The 17,932-nt window shown below is 71.1% G+C and carries 18 protein-coding genes; 5 read left to right on the plus strand and 13 right to left on the minus strand.

All coding sequences use genetic code 11. The features are described from left to right. Positions 1 to 178 precede the first annotated feature (178 nt). Positions 179 to 1,186: a terpene synthase family protein gene (locus RM609_RS11080; RefSeq protein ID WP_311610035.1), complete on the plus strand. Its 1,008-nt coding sequence runs from the start codon at positions 179 to 181 to the stop codon at positions 1,184 to 1,186. Between the two features lie 22 nt (positions 1,187 to 1,208). Here RM609_RS11080 and RM609_RS11085 read toward each other — a convergent pair whose 3' ends face one another. From RM609_RS11085 to RM609_RS11110, 6 genes are all read right to left on the minus strand, one after another. Further along, the gene (locus RM609_RS11085) at positions 1,209 to 1,637 is read right to left on the minus strand and encodes a contractile injection system spike tip protein (protein WP_311610037.1); all 429 of its coding nucleotides are present in this window, start codon (positions 1,635 to 1,637) and stop codon (positions 1,209 to 1,211) included. Positions 1,638 to 1,645: 8 nt separating this feature from the next. Beyond that, positions 1,646 to 2,983, minus strand: coding sequence for a phage tail sheath family protein (locus RM609_RS11090; protein ID WP_311610039.1), 1,338 nt, complete (start codon positions 2,981 to 2,983; stop codon positions 1,646 to 1,648). An 18-nt stretch (positions 2,984 to 3,001) separates the two neighbouring features. Continuing rightward, entirely contained in the window at positions 3,002 to 3,442 is a 441-nt protein-coding gene (locus tag RM609_RS11095) for a phage tail protein (RefSeq protein ID WP_311610041.1), read from the minus strand. Between the two features lie 20 nt (positions 3,443 to 3,462). Next, positions 3,463 to 4,992 (minus strand): phage tail sheath family protein, encoded by a 1,530-nt coding sequence (locus tag RM609_RS11100; RefSeq protein ID WP_311610042.1) that lies wholly within the window; start codon positions 4,990 to 4,992, stop codon positions 3,463 to 3,465. Between the two features lie 186 nt (positions 4,993 to 5,178). Then, positions 5,179 to 5,754 carry an HAD family acid phosphatase gene (locus RM609_RS11105; RefSeq protein WP_311610044.1) on the minus strand — a complete coding sequence of 192 codons (576 nt, stop codon included), beginning with the start codon at positions 5,752 to 5,754 and terminating at the stop codon, positions 5,179 to 5,181. 120 nt (positions 5,755 to 5,874) lie between these two features. After that, the gene (locus RM609_RS11110) at positions 5,875 to 6,375 is read right to left on the minus strand and encodes a peptidylprolyl isomerase (protein ID WP_311610249.1); all 501 of its coding nucleotides are present in this window, start codon (positions 6,373 to 6,375) and stop codon (positions 5,875 to 5,877) included. A gap of 175 nt (positions 6,376 to 6,550) precedes the next feature. On the opposite strand from RM609_RS11110, the gene RM609_RS11115 reads away from it, so the two are divergent. Beyond that, the gene (locus RM609_RS11115) at positions 6,551 to 7,666 is read left to right on the plus strand and encodes a DUF5954 family protein (protein ID WP_311610046.1); all 1,116 of its coding nucleotides are present in this window, start codon (positions 6,551 to 6,553) and stop codon (positions 7,664 to 7,666) included. Between the two features lie 12 nt (positions 7,667 to 7,678). Here RM609_RS11115 and RM609_RS11120 read toward each other — a convergent pair whose 3' ends face one another. Genes RM609_RS11120 through RM609_RS11145 form a run of 6 tightly spaced genes read right to left on the minus strand, consistent with a single transcriptional unit; the run spans position 7,679 to position 13,838 of the window. Then, positions 7,679 to 8,023, minus strand: a complete 345-nt coding sequence (locus tag RM609_RS11120) for a DMT family transporter (protein ID WP_311610048.1) — start codon at positions 8,021 to 8,023, stop codon at positions 7,679 to 7,681. Then, entirely contained in the window at positions 8,020 to 9,816 is a 1,797-nt protein-coding gene (locus tag RM609_RS11125) for an HAD-IA family hydrolase (RefSeq protein WP_311610050.1), read from the minus strand. The genes RM609_RS11120 and RM609_RS11125 overlap by 4 nt, the downstream gene beginning before the upstream one ends. 38 nt (positions 9,817 to 9,854) lie before the next feature. Continuing rightward, positions 9,855 to 10,964 (minus strand): ABC transporter ATP-binding protein, encoded by a 1,110-nt coding sequence (locus RM609_RS11130; protein WP_311610052.1) that lies wholly within the window; start codon positions 10,962 to 10,964, stop codon positions 9,855 to 9,857. Beyond that, positions 10,961 to 11,797, minus strand: a complete 837-nt coding sequence (locus RM609_RS11135; RefSeq protein ID WP_311610054.1) for an ABC transporter permease — start codon at positions 11,795 to 11,797, stop codon at positions 10,961 to 10,963. Before RM609_RS11135 ends, RM609_RS11130 begins: the two co-directional genes overlap by 4 nt. After that, on the minus strand, positions 11,785 to 12,696 hold the full coding sequence (locus RM609_RS11140) for an ABC transporter permease (protein WP_311610056.1): 912 nt from the start codon (positions 12,694 to 12,696) through the stop codon (positions 11,785 to 11,787). The genes RM609_RS11135 and RM609_RS11140 overlap by 13 nt, the downstream gene beginning before the upstream one ends. 8 nt (positions 12,697 to 12,704) lie before the next feature. Beyond that, positions 12,705 to 13,838 (minus strand): ABC transporter substrate-binding protein, encoded by a 1,134-nt coding sequence (locus RM609_RS11145; protein ID WP_311610251.1) that lies wholly within the window; start codon positions 13,836 to 13,838, stop codon positions 12,705 to 12,707. Between the two features lie 303 nt (positions 13,839 to 14,141). Between RM609_RS11145 and RM609_RS11150 the strand changes: the two genes are divergently transcribed. Beyond that, a complete protein-coding gene (locus tag RM609_RS11150; RefSeq protein ID WP_311610059.1) occupies positions 14,142 to 14,897 on the plus strand; it encodes a GntR family transcriptional regulator in 756 nt (251 codons plus the stop codon). A 143-nt stretch (positions 14,898 to 15,040) separates the two neighbouring features. Continuing rightward, entirely contained in the window at positions 15,041 to 15,922 is an 882-nt protein-coding gene (locus RM609_RS11155; protein ID WP_311610061.1) for an alkaline phosphatase family protein, read from the plus strand. 31 nt (positions 15,923 to 15,953) lie between these two features. Here RM609_RS11155 and RM609_RS11160 read toward each other — a convergent pair whose 3' ends face one another. Further along, positions 15,954 to 16,994 (minus strand): cytochrome c oxidase assembly protein, encoded by a 1,041-nt coding sequence (locus tag RM609_RS11160; RefSeq protein ID WP_311610063.1) that lies wholly within the window; start codon positions 16,992 to 16,994, stop codon positions 15,954 to 15,956. A gap of 350 nt (positions 16,995 to 17,344) precedes the next feature. Between RM609_RS11160 and RM609_RS11165 the strand changes: the two genes are divergently transcribed. Beyond that, on the plus strand, positions 17,345 to 17,923 hold the full coding sequence (locus RM609_RS11165) for a 50S ribosomal protein L25/general stress protein Ctc (protein ID WP_311610065.1): 579 nt from the start codon (positions 17,345 to 17,347) through the stop codon (positions 17,921 to 17,923). Positions 17,924 to 17,932 lie beyond the last annotated feature (9 nt).

Genomic DNA, 17,932 nt, shown 5'->3' on the forward strand with positions numbered 1-17,932 from the left:
AGACGGCCATCCCGAACAGGCCCCATACCACAGGTTGAGCCGACGGACCGGAAGACTTGTCATGCGGGCCCCGGCCTGGTGATCGTTGGATCTCCACGGGGGCGCCCGTCGCGCATCGGCAGGCGGACGCCCCGGAGTTCAGCGAAGAGGGGGATCAGGCATGCCGCAGAATGTTCCGTTGGACATTCCTTTCGAGGTGCGGATCAGTCCGGACGTGGCGGCCGCGAACGCCCGCCATATGAAGTGGCTGAGAGCGGAGGGGTTCGTCACCACCTCGTCCAATGCCGACCGGTATCTGACATGGGCGGTGGGGGAGCTCGCCGGCCGTTTTCACCCCGATGCGTTCGGGGACGATCTGGAGCTGGGAATCCAAGGGCAGACGTTCTATTTCTTCTTCGACGACCTCTTCGACAGTCACCTGGGCAGGGATCCGCTGGCCGCCTACGGGCTCTGCCAGGAGATGGCCGCGCTCGCCCGGCAGAGCCCGGACTCGTCCTTGGTCAAACCCACCTTCCCGCTCGCCCGCCTGTGGCTCGACCACTGGGAGCGGCTGCGGCACGGCATGTCGGTGGCCTGGCGGGAGCGCGCCGCACGCCACTGGGAGCAGTACTTCCTCAGCTATGTCACCGAGGCGGTCAACCGCAGGGCCGGCCTCGTCCTGGACATGAGCCGGTACCTGGCGTTACGCCGGGTGGCGATCGGCGTGGAGGGCGTCCTGGACACCGCCGAACGCTGCGGGGGTTTCGAGGCTCCCCCGGAGGTCCACGAGAGCACTCTCGTCCAGGAGATCCGCGAGATCACCGCGGAGGTGGTCATCCTGACCAACGACCTCCACTCGCTGGAGAAGGACGAGGCCAACGGGGAGCCGGACAACGCGGTCCTGCTCCTCCGCCGCGAGCACGACTGCTCGCAGGAGGACGCCATCGGCCTGTTACGGGGCATGGTCCACCAGCGGATCGACCGCTTCCGGCGACTCACCGACCGGACGCACGAGTTGTGCGCCGCCCTGGGGCTGTCCCCGCGGCAGCGTGAGAGCACGCATCGTTTCCTGGGCGCGAACCGGGCCCTGATGCGCGGGAACTACGACTGGAGCCGGGCCACCGACCGCTACAGCCGGATCGGGGTCGACCACGTCCAGCGGTCCCCGCGCATCGAGGACATCATCACCGCTCACACGGAGGCGTAAGGAACACCCCCGGCGGGTTGTGCTATCCGGCTGTCACGGGATGTAGGCGGACGCAGGTGAGGGTCGCCGTTCCGGGGTATTTGTTCCCCACCGTGTCAGCGCCGGACGTATTGCTCGCCGGGGTGACCACGGTGAGGGTCAGCTCCAGCGGACCGCCGTCGACGACGACTTCTTTCGTACCGTGGCCGGTCCTGGCGTATGTGGCGCGATCCTGGGCGGGAACCTTCAGCTGGACGCTGCCTGTTCCCGCCTGGGGGAAGGCCAACGTGGCGTAGTCGGCGGAAATGACCATGGACTCGATGTCGTCCGGTACGCAGGCGGGGAGCCCCTCGACATGGAAGCCTGCCGTGCCTTGTGGGATGGAGACGACGAGGGACGGCGGGACGAGAGCGGCCGGGGGTGTCAGGGCGAGGGTGACGGTGTCGTCCTGTCTGACCACGGTCTTCTGCATGGGCGGCCTCAGCCGGTCGTGCCGGGCTGTCCGGCGATCTGGGTGATGGTGAAGTGGACGAACTCGGCGGGACGTACCGGCGCGATGCCGATGTCGCAGATCACCTTTCCCTCGTCGATGGTGGCCGAGGTGTTGTTCGTCCGGTCGCAGATCACATAGAACGCCTCGTCCGGCGTCCGCCCCAGCAACGCCCCCTGACGCCACTGATCGGTCAGGAAACTCGCGGCCGAATGCCCCAGGGTCGCCCACAGCCGGTCGTCGTTGGGCTCGAACACCGCCCACGTCGTCGACTGCCGGATGGAATCGGAGAGGAAGGAGACCAGACGACGCACATTGAGATACCGCCAGTCCCGGCTGCTGGACCGGGTCCGCGCACCCCACACGAGCAGCCCTCGGCCGGGGAAGACTCGGAGGCAGTTGACGCCCTTGTCGTTGAGCTCGCCGTTCTGGTCGTCGGTCAGCAGGGTGGGGATGCCGAGGGCGCCGCGGAGGTTCTGGTTGGCGGGGGCCTTGAACACCCCGCGCTCCGCGTCCGTACGCGCCCACACACCCGTCAGATGGCCGGACGGCGGCACCGTACGCCGCACCCCGTCCACCCCCGGAACCTCCACCCACGGGTAGTACAACGCCGTGAACGCCGCGTCGTCCGAGTCGGGTGTGGCGAGGGTACCGACGAAGTTCTTGAGCGGCTCGACGAGTTGGCCGGGGGGCGCGTCGACGACCGCGAGCCGGTTGCGCATCTGGGTGCAGTGGGCGAGCACCTTGTCGATCAGTCCTTTGCCGGTCGGCAGGTCCGGCGTCGGCGGGGTTTCGGTGTCGGTGGCGGCGACGGTCATGTCCCAGAGGCTGGGCACGGCGACCATGGTGACCTCCGGCACGGTCTCCAGCCCGCCCAGGCCCGTGCGTGCCTCGGCGTCCCCGTCGAGGGCGGACCCGGTCACCGGGCCGGCGGGGTCCAGGAAGCCGACGACGCAGCAGGTCGTGCCACCATTGGCGAAGAACCCGTACACCGCCTCGGCCAGGGTGAGGCATCGCTGGAGTACCTGGATCTTCTGGTGGTCCCCGGTGGGCAGGGGCGGGTTGTCCTTCTGTTTCTTCAGGAGGACGGCCAGTTCGTCGCTCAGTTCCTTGATGTTGTAGCGGTCGACGAATTCCTGCCATCCCCGAATGGTTTGGGGGATCTTGCGCTCGTCGGGGGTGAAGGGTGGGGTCGTCCGTTCCGGGGGCGTCACCTCGGGCAGTTTGGTGTAGCCGAGGAAGGCCGGGGTCGAGGTGCCGACTCCCACGATCGTGCGGACGCCGCTGGACTTCTCGGTGACGTAGACGCCTGGGGGCCTGTTCGCCATCGTTGCCGCTCCTCCGGGCTAGTCGACGGTGATGTCCTCGTAGGTGATGGTGACCTGTTCCGTGGCGGTCCCGGAGTTGGCCGCGCCGAGCTGGGGGCCTTCCCAGCGGGAGGCCCAGGCGTTGGTGAGGTGGATGCGGCGCACCGTCTGCTTCTGGGCGTCCTTGAGGGCGATGGTGATGTTCTGCCGGGCGCTGTCGAGGTCGGCGTTGACCAGGGTGGTCTTGATCCAGTCGGTGAACGCGGTGCTCTTGTCCATGCCCCGGGTGATCGTGATCTCGCCGGTCTTCCGGGCGCCCGGCTGTTTGCGCACGATCAGCTCGCCGGTGGCGGACACCTGGCGGGTCTCGACGACGTCCTGTTCCAGGGTCAGCCCGGAGACGTCCTGGACGGTCTCGACCTGGAACTTGCCCAGTTCGATGGCGAAGGTGTTGCTGCTGAAGGTGTCACCGGTCAACACGTGCGTGTGCCTCCCCGCGTTCAGGTGGTGGCGCCGGGCTGTCCGGCGATCTGGGTGATGGTGAAGTGGACGAACTCGGCGGGACGTACCGGCGCGATGCCGATGTCGCAGATGACCAGGCCGGCGTCGATGGTGGCCGAGGTGTTGTTCGTCCGGTCGCAGATCACATAGAACGCCTCGTCCGGCGTCCGCCCCAGTAGCGCGCCCTGACGCCACTGGTCCGTCAGGAAGGTCGCGGCCGAGTTCCCCAGGGTCGCCCACAGCCGGTCGTCATTGGGCTCGAACACCGCCCACGTCGTCGACTGCCGGATCGAGTCGGAGAGGAAGGAGACGAGACGACGCACGTTGAGATACCGCCAGTCCCGGCTGCTGGAGCGGGTGCGCGCACCCCACACGAGCAGTCCCCGGTCGGGGAACGTCCGCAGGCAGTTGACGCCCTTGTCGTTGAGTTCGCCGTGGCGCTGGTCGGTGAGCAGAGTGGGCAGGGAGATCACACCGCGGAGGTTCTGGTTGGCGGGGGCCTTGAACACCCCGCGCTCCGCGTCCGTACGCGCCCACACACCCGCCAGATGGCCGGACGGCGGCACCGTACGCCGCACCCCGTCCACCCCCGGAACCTCCACCCACGGGTAGTACAACGCCGTGAACGCCGCGTCGTCGGTGTCCGGGCCCGCCAGCCGGGTGAGGAACTGCGGTACGGCGTTGGGGGCGGTGTCCGGTGGTGGCTCGCACAGGGCGAGCCGGTTGCGCATGGTGACGCAGTGGCCGATCACGTTGCCGAGGATGGCCGCGGCCGTCTCGGGGGGCTCCTCCCCGCTCCACAGGTCGGGTACCGCGACCATGTTCACATCGGGGACGGTCTTCAGTCCGGCCAGTCCGGTGCGTTTGTCGGGGTCGCCTTCGACCTCGCTCGCGAGGTCCTGGTCGCGGTCGAGGCGGAGGATGTAGCAGGAGCTTCCGCCGTTGGCGAAGAATCCGTAGACGGCTTCGTGGAGGTAGTTCTTGTCGGCCTCCTCGAATACCCGGGCCAGGACGGCGAGTTCGTCCCGGCGGCGGCAGAGGGTCGCCAGGTGGTCGCCTGCCTCGATCCACTGGGCGTAGTCCTCGGGGAACGCGGTCGAGACCTTCTGGGCCACGTCTTCGGCCTGTTGCCGGTCCTCCTCGCCGACGTTCTCGCCCGCCCAGTCGGCCGTCCGCACGGCGACGAGCTTGTCGAACTCGGTCTGGGTGGCGACCGGTTCATCTCCGGTGGTGGCCAGATCCCGGAGCGCCGCCTCTTCGGACCGGAGGCCCGCGGTGGCCTCCTCGATGGCCTCGTGCACGCCGTCCAGCGCCCGCTTGAGCTCGTCACGCCCCATCGCGGGACGGAAGTGGAAGGTGTCCACGAATTCGGACCAGCTGCGGATCAGTGTCGGTGGTGTGGGGGCCTTCGGGCCGCCCACCGTGTAGCCGAGGAACGCGGGGGTGGACGTACCCACCCCGGTGATCGTCCGGACTCCGCTCGAACGTTCCGTGACGAACACTCCGGGTGCCAGGGGACGAGCAACCATGCCCTGTTTGCCCCTCTCTTCGGGAATGCGTGCTCGCAGCGAACCATTCGGCCAGGAGATCACGCATGCGAAGAGGGGAAGCTACGTCAGATTGCGTAGCGCCATAAAGTGCTCACACCATGTGAACAAGCCAACCCGCGCCCGCCCTTCGCCGCCAAGGGTCCGGCGGCGAAGGGCGTGGCGGGGTCAGGAGAGGCGGCCGCCGTAGTCGGGCAGCTTGAAGCCCTTCTCGTAGTAGCCGCCCTCGAAGTCGGTGGGCCGGTTGCCGATGCTGGCGGTGATCGTGTAGCCGTCCCGGGTGAGTTCCTCCCGGCAGCGCTCCTTGCCCTCGCCCTTCTCCTCGCCGTGCTCACGCGTGCATATGGCGTCCACCGGGTAGCCGGCGTCCTCCAGTTGGTGCCGCGCGGACGACGAGGAGCTGCGGGCGGTGACGAACAGCACGGACACGTTGTGCTCGTGCGCCCACTCGGCCACCTTGAGCACCGGCTTGTTGGCCTGTCCCTCGTGGTAGTACGTCTCCAGGGCGGTGTTGTCGATGTCCAGCACGATGGCCGGATTGTCGCCGCCCTTGGCGATACGGTCCCGCAGCCACGGGATCGCGGGGGCGATCGCCTTGTTCACATCGCTCTGCCACGTCTGGTAGCCGGGCACTCCCCGGCTGGAGGCGGCCTCCGCCGTGGTGGCGGTGCCCAGCGCCCCGGCCGGCAGCACGACGGCGGCGAGCGCCGCGAGAGCGGCGAAGCGAGACTTCCCGATGAACACGATCTTGTTCCTTCCGATGACCGAAAATGCGCCGGTCAGAAAGATCAACACCGTTGGAAGGCCATCGGTCGACCACGAGGTTTCGCGGGCGTGAAGAGATCAGGACCCACGTCGTCCGGTTCAGGCCACGCGCTGCGCGCTCTCGATGACCACGTCGTCCTTCGGGACGTCCTGGTGGAAGCCGCGGGTACCGGTCTGGACGCTCTTGATCTTGTCGACGACGTCCTGGCCCTCGACGACCTGGCCGAAAACGGCGTAGCCCCAGCCGTTCGGGGACTTCGACGTGAAGTTCAGGAAGTCGTTGTCGCCGACGTTGATGAAGAACTGCGCGGTCGCCGAGTGCGGGTCGTTCGTACGGGCCATGGCAACGCTGTACATCGTGTTCTTGAGGCCGTTGTCCGCCTCGTTGTCGATGGGCGCGTTCGTCGGCTTCTGGTTCATGCCGGGGGCGAAGCCGCCGCCCTGGATCATGAAGCCGGGGATGACGCGGTGGAAGACCGTGCCGTTGTAGTGGCCGGCGTCGACGTAGGCGAGGAAGTTCTCGACGCTCTTGGGCGCCTTCTCCTCGTTGAGCTCCAGAACGATGTCACCGTGGTTGGTGGTCAGCCGGACCTTGGCCATGATGTGCTCCATATGTTCAGTGCGCTTGTTTACGCGTTTCAAGCAGAAACGATCACAGTCTGTCACACCTGAGCTGCTGTGCCGTTGTGCTTCATACGTTCGCTCGCGTGTCCACTGTTGATGGAGTGACCGTTTCGGCTGCGCGGCCCATCGTGCCCACGGCACCCTGGAGGGCATGGCAGAGCTGGACGGGGAGAATGTCCCCGCGTACCGCAAGATCCGGATCACCGTTCCGGAAGAGCCCGTCGCGTCGCTCGCGGACGTCGAGGCGTGGCGGGCCCGGGAGGCGTATCCGGACATCCTCCTGGACGGACACCCCGTCTTCGGTGTTGCCCAGGAACGGATGGAGGGCGGCTGGGAGCTGGTCTCCTCGCTCTCGTGCCTGGAGCCGCAGGAGGCCCGGGACTCCATGGGCTCGGTGTTCCGGCTGGCGGCGCGAACGGCCCGGGAGGCCGGTGACCCGGCCGGGCACGACGTATATATGAGCGCGGCGGAGCGCATGGACTGGGAGGCGGTCGACGAACTGACCGTTCGGGGCGTCCGCTACCGGGTGGTGCGGGCGGAGCGCTTCCTGCGCGGCGGGCCGCAGGGTCCCGAGCCGCCCCGGCCCACCGACCCGGACCCCATGGAGCCGGGCGATTCCCACCGGGCCCCGGACCCCGCGGACGGGTTCGTCATCGACCCGTTCACCGCGACCGGCATGTCGGAGGGCATCCTCAAGATGGAGTTGCTCTCCCTCGTCCGGAAGGAGGGCACGGTGCCCCGGGCCGTGCGCGAGGACTCCGTGCGCGCCACGGAGACCCACCCGGGAGGGGTGTTGCTGCCCGCGGTCTTCGGGACGGCGGAGTACACGGACGGACGCTGGCGGCCGGATTCCGCGGGCGCGTCGACGATCCCGCAGGGCGCCCGGGACTCCCTGGCGATAAAACTCCGCGTCATCATCCCCTGGCAGCAGGACCTCACCCCCGCGGAACGCGCCCCCTACACGGCCGCGGCGGACCGGCTGGACCGCGAGCGGTGCGACGAGCTGGAGGTCCTCTCCCTGCGGTTCAGGGTCGTGCGGATGGAACGCCTGGTGCGCATCGGGCCGGACGGCCCGGAGGGCCCGCGCCCGTCCGACCTGGACTCGACACCCCCCGTGAAGGTGCAGGACCAGCGGCTCCGCGCGCAGGGGGTCGACATCGACGACGAGGACTCCCCCGTCGAGCTCGACGAGCACGCCCGGCGGCTGGCCGACCTCTTCCACGAGGAGGAGGCCCGCCGCAAGGCCCGGCGCCCCCGCAAGGGCTAGCCGGAGCGGGCCTCATCCGTGCGGGCCGCCCGGATGCGCCCGGCCCAGTTCGAGGGCGAGCACTCCCGCCACCACCAGCGCGATGCCGCCTATTTGGGTCCAGGTGAGCCGGTCGCCGAACCACACCGCGCCGATGACCGACACGAGCGTCACGCCGATCGCCGACCAGATGCCGTAGGCCACGCCCAGCGCGAGGCCCTGGGCGAGCACCCGCGACAGCAGGAAGAACGCGGCGATGTATCCGACGACGACCACGGCGGAGGCGGCGGGGCGGCCGAAGCCGTCCGAGGCGCGCAGGGCGACGGTGGCGGTGACCTCCGCGGCGATGGCTCCGGCGAGGAGCAGCCACACCGTCACCGGACGGCGAAGGTGGTGATGACGGCGGCGTGGTCCGAGGGCCATTCGTTGGCCGCGACGGCGGGGTAAGGGCCCGGGCTGCCGGTGACGTGGGCGGTGGAGTCCAGAACCGTCAGGCCGTCGCCCGCGAACAGGACGTAGTCGATGCGGTCCTGGGGTTCGGCCCGCCCGCTGCCGTCCTCGTGCAGGGGGTGGAGGGGGGACCAGGTGGCGCCCGGCGCGCGTACCGGGTCGGGGTGGGCCACCCGGTAGGAGTCGCGCAGCCCGGCCTCCTCGGCGGCCTTGGTGACGGGCCAGGCGACGGGCCCGTATCCGCCGTGCAGCGGGGCGGCGGCCTCGGTCCAGTCGAGGTGCGAGGGGGCGTTGAAGTCGCCCACGAGGAGGACGGGGGTGGTGTCGCGCGTCGCGAGGCCGGGAGCCATCGCCCGCAGGACGTCCTGGATCTCGGCGACCCGCCCGGAGGCCGTCTCGTGCTCGATGAGCACCGGGACCGGTCGCCGGTCGAGGCACGCGTCATAGGGCCCGTACGGGGTGTAGTTCAGGTGCGCGTTCCAGACGGTGACGTCCTTGGTGCCGTCCAGGCGCACGGTGACGCCGGTGGCTCCGTAGCCGGAGGGCGCGGGCTCGCCGAAGCGGTCGGCGATGGGGTAGCGGCTGATGACGCCGAGGTTGTGGCCCGCCTGGTGGTGGTGCCAGCCGAGGGCCTCGGCCAGCTTCCGCGTGGAGGTTCCGGCGGTCTCCTGGAGGCCCACGATGTCCACGTCGGCGTCCAGCAGGACCTTGAGCTGCTTGTGGCGGTGGTCGTCCACCGGGCCGCCGCCGAGCCACAGGTTCCAGCTCATCACCTTCAGTACGCGCACCAGCGGCTCGTCCGTCCCCACCACGGGGACGCGCGCGGTCACCCGGGAGCCGTCGCCGGTCGTGACGACGACCTCGCAGACGCCCGCCTCCGTCGGCGTTCCGGTGAGCGTCCCGTCGGTGGCGACGTGCGCCCAGTCCGGGCCGGACGCCTTGGTGAACGAGCCCCCGCCGCCCCGCAGCAGGCCGCCGACCGTGGCGCGGAACGGCTCGCCGATCCGGGCGTTCCGGGTGGTGAAGGCGGGGACCACGAAGCGGGTGCCGGCCGCGATCGTCTCGAGCAGGGCGACGTCCGCCTGCTCCAGGCTGCTCAGCACGGTGCGTCCCGGGGCCTCCGGTATCGGGGTGAGGGAGGGGACGGCGAGTACGCGGCACCCCGCGGCCTCGGCGGAGGCGACGCCGGTCGGGGTGTCCTCGACCGCGACGCAGGCGGAGGGCGGCACGCCGAGGGCGCGGGCCGCCGCGAGGTACGGGTCGGGGTCGGGCTTGGTGCGGGGGGTGTCGTCGGCGGTGACGGTGACCGTGAACCGGTCGGGGCCCAGGCCGGCCAGGACGGTGTCGGCCACCGCGCGCGGGGAGGCGGTGACCAGCGCGGTGGCGATGCCCCGTTCGTGGAGCCCGTCGAGCAGTTCGATCGCGCCGGGGCGCGGCACGATCCTGTTCGCGACGCGCGTCGCGAACTCCCGGTGGAGATCCGCGGTGAGCGTGGCGAGCGGGGTGCCGGTGCCGGTGGCCTTCAGCAGGTGGGCGGCGGTGTGCTCGACGGGGCGGCCCAGGATGTCGGGCAGGTCGCCGTCGGTGGGCGCGTACTCCAGCCCGGCCGCCACGTGCTGGACGGCCTGCCACCACAACTCCTCGGTGTCCACGAGGGTTCCGTCCATGTCGAAGAGGACGGCTCGCAGGGCCGGGGCGTCGTCGTTGCTGTCGTGGGACACGGGTTCTCTTCCGTAGGGGTCCGTGAAGAACAATGAGGTCAGGGGCGGGCGGCGGCGAGCACCGGGCGGTCGGGCAGGCTCAGGGTGACCGCGGCGCCCGCGACGAGGGCGGTGGCGTCGTGGGTCGGCAGGTCGGCCTTGACCGTGGTGCCGTCGGGCAGGGTCACGGTCAGGCGGGTGACGGCGCCGAGGAAGGACGTGGCGGTGACGCGGGCCTCGCCGGCCTCGTCGGCGGTCACGCGGACCGCCTCGGGGCGGACCAGGACGTCGACCTCGGGGCCTTCGGGGGCCTCGCCGTCCACCGGCAGCCGGCGGCCCAGCACCTCGACGGTGCCGATGCCCGCGGTGCGGGCGGGGATACGGCTCATCGTGCCGACGAACTCGGCGACGAAGGCGGTGGCCGGGCGCCCGTACAGCTCGGCGGGGGTGGCGCACTGCTCCATGCGGCCGCCGCGCATGACCGCGACCCGGTCCGCCATGGACAGCGCCTCCTCCTGGTCGTGGGTGACGAACACGGTGGTGATGCCCAGTTCCTGCTGGACGCGCCGGATCTCCTCGCGGAGGGTGAGGCGCACCTTGGCGTCCAGCGCGGACAGGGGCTCGTCGAGCAGCAGCACGCGGGGGCGCAGGGCGAGGGCCCGGGCGAGGGCGATGCGCTGCTGCTGGCCGCCGGAGAGCTGGTGGGGGTAGCGGTCGCCCTTGTCGGGCAGGCCCACCAGTTCCAGGAGCTCGGCGGCGCGGGCGCGCCGCCGGTCGGCGGGCACCTTGCGCATGCGCATGCCGAAGGCCACGTTGTCCAGGGCGTTGAGGTGGGGGAAGAGGCTGTAGGACTGGAAGACCATGCCGGCGTCGCGGCGGTGCGCGGGGACGGCGGTGATGTCCTGCCCGTCGACGAGGATCTGTCCGGAGTCGGGGTGTTCGAAGCCGGCCAGCATGCGCAGCGCGGTGGTCTTGCCGCAGCCGGACGGGCCGAGCAGGGCGAGGAGTTCGCCCGGGCGGGCGGTCAGGTCGAGGCCGTCGAGGGCGAGGGTGGTGCCGAACGTCCGGCGCAGGTCGCGGAGTTCGACGGAGGCGGCGGTGGCGGTCGCGGTTGCGCTGTCGGTCGTCGTCGCGGTGGTCGTCGTCACAGTGGTCATCGTCGTGCTCATCGGGCGGAATTCTTCCGGTCGGTGGTGGGTGCGGCGGCGCGGCGCCCGCCGAGGAAGGCCAGGATCAGCAGCAGCGCCCAGGTGATCAGCAGGCTGAGCACGGAGACCGCGACGGTCAGCTGGGCCTGGGAGCCGCTGGCCGCGACGATCCAGACGGCGAACGGCTGGAAGCCGAGCACGCGGGCCACGGTGAACTCGCCCAGGACCAGGGCGAGCGTGAGGAACGTGGCATTGAGGAGCGCCCCGCGCAGATTGGGCAGGACGGCACTGGCGACCGCGCGGGGCCACCCCGCTCCGCAGCTGCGGGCCGCTTCGACGAGCGTGCGGACGTCGACGGCGCGCAGTCCCGCGTCCAGGGCCCGGTGGACGAAGGGCAGGGCCATCACCGCGTAGGCGATGACGAGCACGAGCGGGAAGGAAGGGTTCTGGAGCGCGGTGAACGTCTGGAAGAAGGGGGTGTCGGCGAGGTGCTCCGGTCCCCAGCGCAGCACCGTGCTGATGCCGGCGACGAGCGCGATGGGCGGGACCACGAGCGGCAGGGAGCAGATGATCTCCAGTACCGGGCGCAGCCGGGGCGCGCCGAGCCGGACGGCGAGCGCGGCGGGTACGACCAGCAGGAGGACGAGGGCCACGGTCGCGGCGGCGAGGGCGAGGGAGAGCAGGAGGCTGGGCAGGAAGCCCTCGGCGCCGAGGAGTTGTCCGTAGGCGTCCGTGGTGAATCCCTGGCCGGGGACGTCGACGGTGAAGACCACGGAGGCGGCCATGGGGAGCAGGAAGTACAGGCCGGCTAGGGCGAGTGTCGCCGTGCCTCGGCGTGCCGTCAGACGAACCATCGGGCGCTCCGTCGTTGCAGGGGAAGGTGGACGGCCATCACGAGGCCGGCGACGACGACCATGTCGAGGCTGAGGGCGAGGGCCACGTTCTCCTGGCCGACCAGCACATTTCCGGAGATGGCGTCGGCGATCTGGAGGGTGATCAGCGGGACGGAGCTGCCCACCATGGCGGCGGCGGTGGCGTAGGCGGCGAAGGCGCTGCCGAACAGCAGGACCAGGCCGCCGAGGAGGGAGGGCGCGAGGACGGGGAGGGCGACGTGGCGCCAGTACTGGGCCTTGGTGGCGCCGTTGTTCTGGGCGGCCTCGCGCCACTGGACGCGCAGGCCCTCCAGGGCGGGGGTGATGGTGAGGACCATGAGGGGGATGAGGAAGTACAGGTAGGTGAGGGTCAGGCCCCAGAAGCTGTAGAGGCTCCAGCCGGCGTCGGCGAGGCCGAGGCGGTGGGTGAGGACGCCCGAGTTGCCGAGGGTGGCGACGAAGGCGAACGCGAGGGGGACGCCGCCGAAGTTGGCGAGGACTCCGGAGCCGGTGAGGACCGCTTCGCGCAGGGTGCGGGAGCCGAAGGACACCACGGCCTGGGCGAGCAGCAGGCCCAGGACGGCGGCGATGCCGGCCGAGACGGCGGAGAGCTTGACGCTGCCGAGCAGTGCCGTCAGGTAGGGGCCGTGGAGGGAGGTGGTGAGGTTGGCGGTGGAGAAGGAATCGGCGCCGGTGGCCGGGTCCTTGACGGTGAACGCTCCGGTGAGCATGGCCAGGGCCGGGGTCCCGAAACCGACGGCCGCGAAGGCGAACAGCGGCAGGGCGGCGAGCCAGGCGCGGGAGCGCTTGCGGCGCGCGGGGGCGGCGGGGGCCGCGGGGGCCCGGTCGCGGGCCCCGGTCGTGAGAAGGGTGGAGGTCATGGACGGTGTCACCCGGAGACGGCCTGGCCCCAGCCCTGGGCCAGCGTCTGCTTGGCCTTGGCCTGCTGGGCCTCGCTCGGGAAGGACGGGGTGCCGGAGACCGGCGGGAGCTTGGCGGCGGCGTCCTTGTCGAGGGTGCCGTCCTTGGCCATGGAGGTCATCAGCGCGGGCCGGGCGTGGCCCTTGAGGTAGAGGTTCTGGCCCTCGGCGCTGTAGACGTACTCCTGCCACAGCCGGGCTGCGGCGGGGTGCGGCGCGTCCTTGTTGACCGCCTGCGAGTAGTACTGGGAGAACTTGCCGTCCTCGGGGACGGAGACCTGCCAGTCCACGCCCTTGGACTTGAACTCCTCGGCGTAGCCGGCGTTGAGGTAGTCCCAGTCGACGCTGATGGGCGTCTCGCCCTTCTCGATGGTGGCCGGGGTGGCCTCGACGGGGGTGTAGTTGCCGTTCTTCTTCAGTTCGCCGAAGAAGTCGACGCCCGGCTTGATGTCGTCGAAGGAGCCGCCGTTGGCGAGGGAGGCCGCGTAGACGGCGGCGAAGGCGGCGCCGGCCTTGGTGGGGTTGCCGTTGAGGGCGACCTGGCCCTTGTACTCGGGCTTGCGCAGGTCGGCGAAGGTCTTCGGGCACTCCTTGACGCGCTTGGCGTCGCAGCCGATGGACACGTAGCCGCCGTAGTCGTTGTACCAGCGGGCCTGGGCGTCCTTCTGGGCCTGGGGTACGGCGTCGAAGGAGGCGACCCGGTAGGGGGCGAGCAGGCCCTGCTGGGCGGCGCTCAGGGCGAAGGAGCTGCCGAGGTCGACCACGTCGGGGGCCCGGTCCTGGCCCTTGCGGGAGGTGACGGCGCTGATCTCGTCCTGGCTGGAGCCGTTGGGGTTGTCGACGCTCACCTTGATGCCGTACTTGGCGGTGAAGCCGTCGATCAGGGCGCCGTAGTTGGCCCAGTCGCGCGGCAGGGCGATCGCGTTGAGCGTGCCCTCCTTCTTGGCCGCGGCCACCAGGGCGTCCATGCCGCCCAGGTCCTTGGCGGAGGTCGCGGTCGCCGCGGCCTTGCCGCCGGCGATGTTCGCGGGAGCCGAGCCGCACGCGCTGAGGACGAGCGCGGTGGCGGCGAGGCCACAGGTGACGGCGGCCGCCTTGGGCAGGGCCTTGGCCGCCCACCGGTTCCGGATGGTGATCACGGTGTCTCCTCGACACGAGTCGTCGTGGGGCGGGTCGAGCGACCCGCCCCCAACTTGTCTGGACAAGTTGGCCACAGTAGGCACGGCGCCGATGACCGGAAGGTGAACGGGAGGGGAACCCCGGCAGCCCCGGAATCGACGATTCCAACCACGTGGACCAGGCACTTTCCAGAAAGCGGGGATCCATCCGATCAGTCGCGGACATACCGTGCGGAGCGCGTACGCTGAACTCACAGGACAAGACATTGCGCACACCGGAGGAAAATCGTGGGGGCACGGTACGAGGAGATCGCCGACGAGCTGCGGCACGCGATCGACGCCGAGGAGTATCCGGTGGGGGCACTCCTGCCGTCGGAATCCGAGCTCGCCGCCCGGTACGGGGTCTCGCGCGGCACCGTCCGGCAGGCGGTCGCGACCCTCACCTCGGAGGGGATGATCGGCTCCCGGCAGGGCGCGCGCCGCGTGGTCCTGGCCGGCCGGCGCAGCCAGAGCTTCGCCGAGCTGCGCAGCTTCGCCCAGTGGGCGCGGTCCATGGGGCACACCGCGACCGGCCTGGTGATCTCCGGTGGCCGCCGCCCGGCCACGGCGGAGGACGCCGTCCGGCTGCATCTGGCGGAGGGCTCGGAGGTCCTTGAGGTGCTGCGCGTCCGGGGGCTCAACGGCGAGCGGGTCCTGCTGGAGCGCACCGTCTACGCGGACTGGGTCGCCCCGGACGTCGAACGGATCGAGCCGGACTGCGAATCGGTCACCCAGCGGCTCTACGAGACCACGGGGCTCGTCTTCAGCTACGGGGAGCACCTCATCGACGCCGTGGCCGCCGGTACCGCCGACGCCGAGCACCTGGGCGTCCGGCGCGGCAGCCCGCTGTTGCGGGTCCGGCGTGTCACCACCACTCCCTCGGGCCGCCCGGTGGAGTGGTCCGACGACCGTTACCGCTCCGACGCGGTCAACTTCAGCGTGCACAACTCCGTGGGCTCCAACCCGCTGGCCCGCCAGGCCGGCCCGGGCATCGCCGGGACCTGACGCGGCGTCATCCGGGGTGCCGCCCGAGCCCCGAAGCGCCATGGCGACGACACCTGGTGTTTGCCCGCGCGTAGCCGTCCGGTATCTGGCCCGCGCAGGGTGGTGCCCGCATCAGCACGACCGCCGAAGGGAACCACCGCCCCATGCCCGTCCACCCCGCCAGTCCCGCACCCCGCGTCCTCGTCGTCGGCATCGACGGGGTCCGCTACGACCACCTGCGGGAACTGCCCACCCCGAACCTGGACGCGGTCGCGGCGTCCGGCTTCCTCGTGCCCGTCGAGATCGACCCCGGCACCCCCACGATGTCGGGGCCCTGCTGGGCCACCATCGTCACCGGCGTCAACCCGGCCAAGCACGGCGTCTGGGGCAACAACCTCACGGGCAACCGTCTGGACGTCTTCCCGGACTTCGCCACCCGGCTGGCCCGGCAGGACGGGCGGCGCACCTTCGTGGCGGCGGGCTGGGACCCACTGGTGGTCCAGCGGGACGGCGGGCCGCTGTTCCGGGCCCCGGCCCGGCTGTCCTTCGTGGCGCCCGCCGCGCACACCACCGAGGCCTGGGACGAGTGCGACGAGCAGGTCACGGCCGAGGCCGTGCACGTCCTGGCCGGCTCCGACCCGGAGGTCTCGTTCGTCTACCTCGGCGCGGTGGACGAGACCGGCCACCTGGACGGCTGCGGCGGGACGTACCGCGAGGCGGTGACCCGGGCCGACGAGCGCCTCGGCAGGCTGCTCGCCGCGGTCCGCGGCCGCGCGTCGTACGCCGAGGAGGCGTGGACGGTCATGGTGGTCACCGACCACGGCCACGTCGACGCGGGCGGCCACGGGGGCGACAGCCCCGAGGAGCGCACGGCCTGGCTCGCGGGCTCCGGCCCGCTCTTCCCGCCGGGTACGCCCGTCGGCACCGTCCGCCACCCGGACGTCGCCGCCCAGGTCTACGCCTCGCTCGGCCGGACCATCGACCCGCACTGGACCCTGGACGGCCGCCCGTTCGGGCAGCCGGCCCCGGTGCCGGCCGGGGTGTAGCCGGGGCCTCGGCGGGTGCGGCGGGCCGGCGTCACCGGGTGCCCCGCCCCTGCCGGAAGCGCTCCCCCACGACCCCCTGGTCGGTCTCCCACCAGGGGCGGGTGACCTCGGGGACGGGTACGGGCCCGGGTGCCGGCGCCTCCGCCGGCGTCGCCTCCCGTGGCGGGGCGGCGAGGGCCGCCTCCGCATCGAGGCGCCGGTCGAGCTCGGCGGTCCTGACGCGGTCGGCGCGCACCCATTCGGCGAACACCGCGATCAGGAACGGCAGCCCCACGAGCTCGGCGATGCCGAGCATCAGCCCGCCGCCCAGCACCTGGTCCCGGTCCGGCCCGGGCCCCCAGCCCGGCTGCCGGGCCGCGTACCAGCCAGCCGCGATCCGGGTGCCGCTGGTCATCACGAGGATGCCGGGGATCGCGTCCACGAGGCCGTCGACGAAGACGAACAGGGCCCGCAGCGGGTGGGTGCACCAGGCGGGCAGCAGCTCCTCGCGGCTGAGCATGGGCAGCACGAACAGGCACCCGGTCAGCAGCAGCTGGAGGTACAGCAGGGAGTGCACCGCCCCGGAGCGCAGCGCCGTCTCGAAGTACGGGGTGAAGTAGACCGACAGCTCCGACGCGAGCACGAGGACCGTGCTGATCACGGGGAACGTCAGGACGCGGAGCACCCGGCCGCGCAGGACCCGGCCCAGGCGGTCCGCGGCCCGCCCGGGCAGCGCCAGCCGCGCCAGCGCGAGCGGGTCGCCGAGCGCGAGGCCGAGCGGGGCGACGAGGTCGAGGAGGATGTTCTGCACGGCGGCGGGCCAGAACAGCACCCGGCCGTAGACCGCGAGCGAGGACATCGTCGCCACGGCGATCGTCCCCAGGCCGAGCACCGCGAAGGCGCCGGCGCGGACGGCCGGCCAGCGGTGACCGCGCCGTCCCGCCCGGAGCACGCCCCACCCGTAGAGCCCGCCCAGCAGCACGACGGCGGCGATCCCGAACGGGTCGGCCTGCCAGGTGCCGGCCATCCGGCCGGGGGTCGGTGCCGGCAGCGCGAGGACCGCGGGACCGCTTGCGAGGAGACTGCTTGCCATTGCCACGAGGGGTCAGCGTAGGACCGGCCCGTAACCGATCTTCGGGCGGGTTCGGGGCATTTACTCCTCTTTGCGATCGACGGAGGAGCGCTTTGCCTGCCCTTCGCCGGTTCGAGACACAGGGCCGCCGAACGCTTCAGGTCAAACCCTTCGTCATCCCGCCTCACTTGCTGCGCGCCCGGGGACCGCCGGTCTACGCTCGTCGGGTTGCTCGGCGAGGGAGGCCGTACCGCTGTTCCGGGTGCGGCGGCTCCGTGATCGGCGCGCGTTCTTCGTAGCGGTTCGTGGAGCTCGGTCGCGAGCCGGGTGACCAATGCCCAGCAGTCCACGAGTCGTACGAGGAGTGCAGAATGGCTGAGGTAAAGCTGGCCGCGGAGCCGCGGACCGCCTTCGGTAAGGGCGCCGCCCGCCGGATCCGTCGCGAGAACAAGGTCCCGGGCGTCGTCTACGGTCACGGCGCGGAACCCAAGCACGTGACGGTCGACGGTCACGGGCTGATGATGGCCCTGAAAACCCCTAACGTCCTGATAAACCTGGAAATCGACGGAAAGCGCGAACTGGTCATTCCCAAGGCGGTCGACCGGGATCCCCTCAAGGGATTCCTCGTGCACATCGACCTGCTGGCCGTCCGCAGGGGCGAGCGGGTCACCGTCGAGCTGCCGATCCACACCGAGGGCGCTCTGGCCCCGGGCGGCAATCTGCTCGAGCACTTGCTGAACGCCCTGCCGGTGGAGGCCGAGGCCACCCACATACCCGAGTCGGTCACGGTGTCCGTGGCGGGCCTGGAAGCGGGGCACACCGTTCACGCCCGTGACATCACGCTTCCGGCGGGCGTGTCGCTGGCGATCGACGAGGACGCGGCGGTGCTCCAGGTCGTGGCGACGCAGGTGGAGGAGACCGGCGAGGACGACGAGGACGCGGAGCTGTAGGGCGTCCCG

The sequence above is a fragment of the Streptomyces hesseae genome (assembly GCF_031845785.1).
Classification (GTDB): Bacteria; Actinomycetota; Actinomycetes; order Streptomycetales; family Streptomycetaceae; genus Streptomyces; species Streptomyces hesseae.

Coding starts and splice junctions, on each gene's coding strand:
- RM609_RS11085 (WP_311610037.1), bottom strand. CDS start 1,637: ATGCAGAAGACCGTGGTCAGACAGGACGACACCGTCACCCTCGCCCTG.
- RM609_RS11090 (WP_311610039.1), bottom strand. CDS start 2,983: ATGGCGAACAGGCCCCCAGGCGTCTACGTCACCGAGAAGTCCAGCGGC.
- RM609_RS11100 (WP_311610042.1), bottom strand. CDS start 4,992: ATGGTTGCTCGTCCCCTGGCACCCGGAGTGTTCGTCACGGAACGTTCG.
- RM609_RS11110 (WP_311610249.1), bottom strand. CDS start 6,375: ATGGCCAAGGTCCGGCTGACCACCAACCACGGTGACATCGTTCTGGAG.
- RM609_RS11115 (WP_311610046.1), top strand. CDS start 6,551: ATGGCAGAGCTGGACGGGGAGAATGTCCCCGCGTACCGCAAGATCCGG.
- RM609_RS11130 (WP_311610052.1), bottom strand. CDS start 10,964: ATGAGCACGACGATGACCACTGTGACGACGACCACCGCGACGACGACC.
- RM609_RS11135 (WP_311610054.1), bottom strand. CDS start 11,797: ATGGTTCGTCTGACGGCACGCCGAGGCACGGCGACACTCGCCCTAGCC.
- RM609_RS11140 (WP_311610056.1), bottom strand. CDS start 12,696: ATGACCTCCACCCTTCTCACGACCGGGGCCCGCGACCGGGCCCCCGCG.
- RM609_RS11155 (WP_311610061.1), top strand. CDS start 15,041: ATGCCCGTCCACCCCGCCAGTCCCGCACCCCGCGTCCTCGTCGTCGGC.
- RM609_RS11160 (WP_311610063.1), bottom strand. CDS start 16,994: ATGGCAAGCAGTCTCCTCGCAAGCGGTCCCGCGGTCCTCGCGCTGCCG.
- RM609_RS11165 (WP_311610065.1), top strand. CDS start 17,345: ATGGCTGAGGTAAAGCTGGCCGCGGAGCCGCGGACCGCCTTCGGTAAG.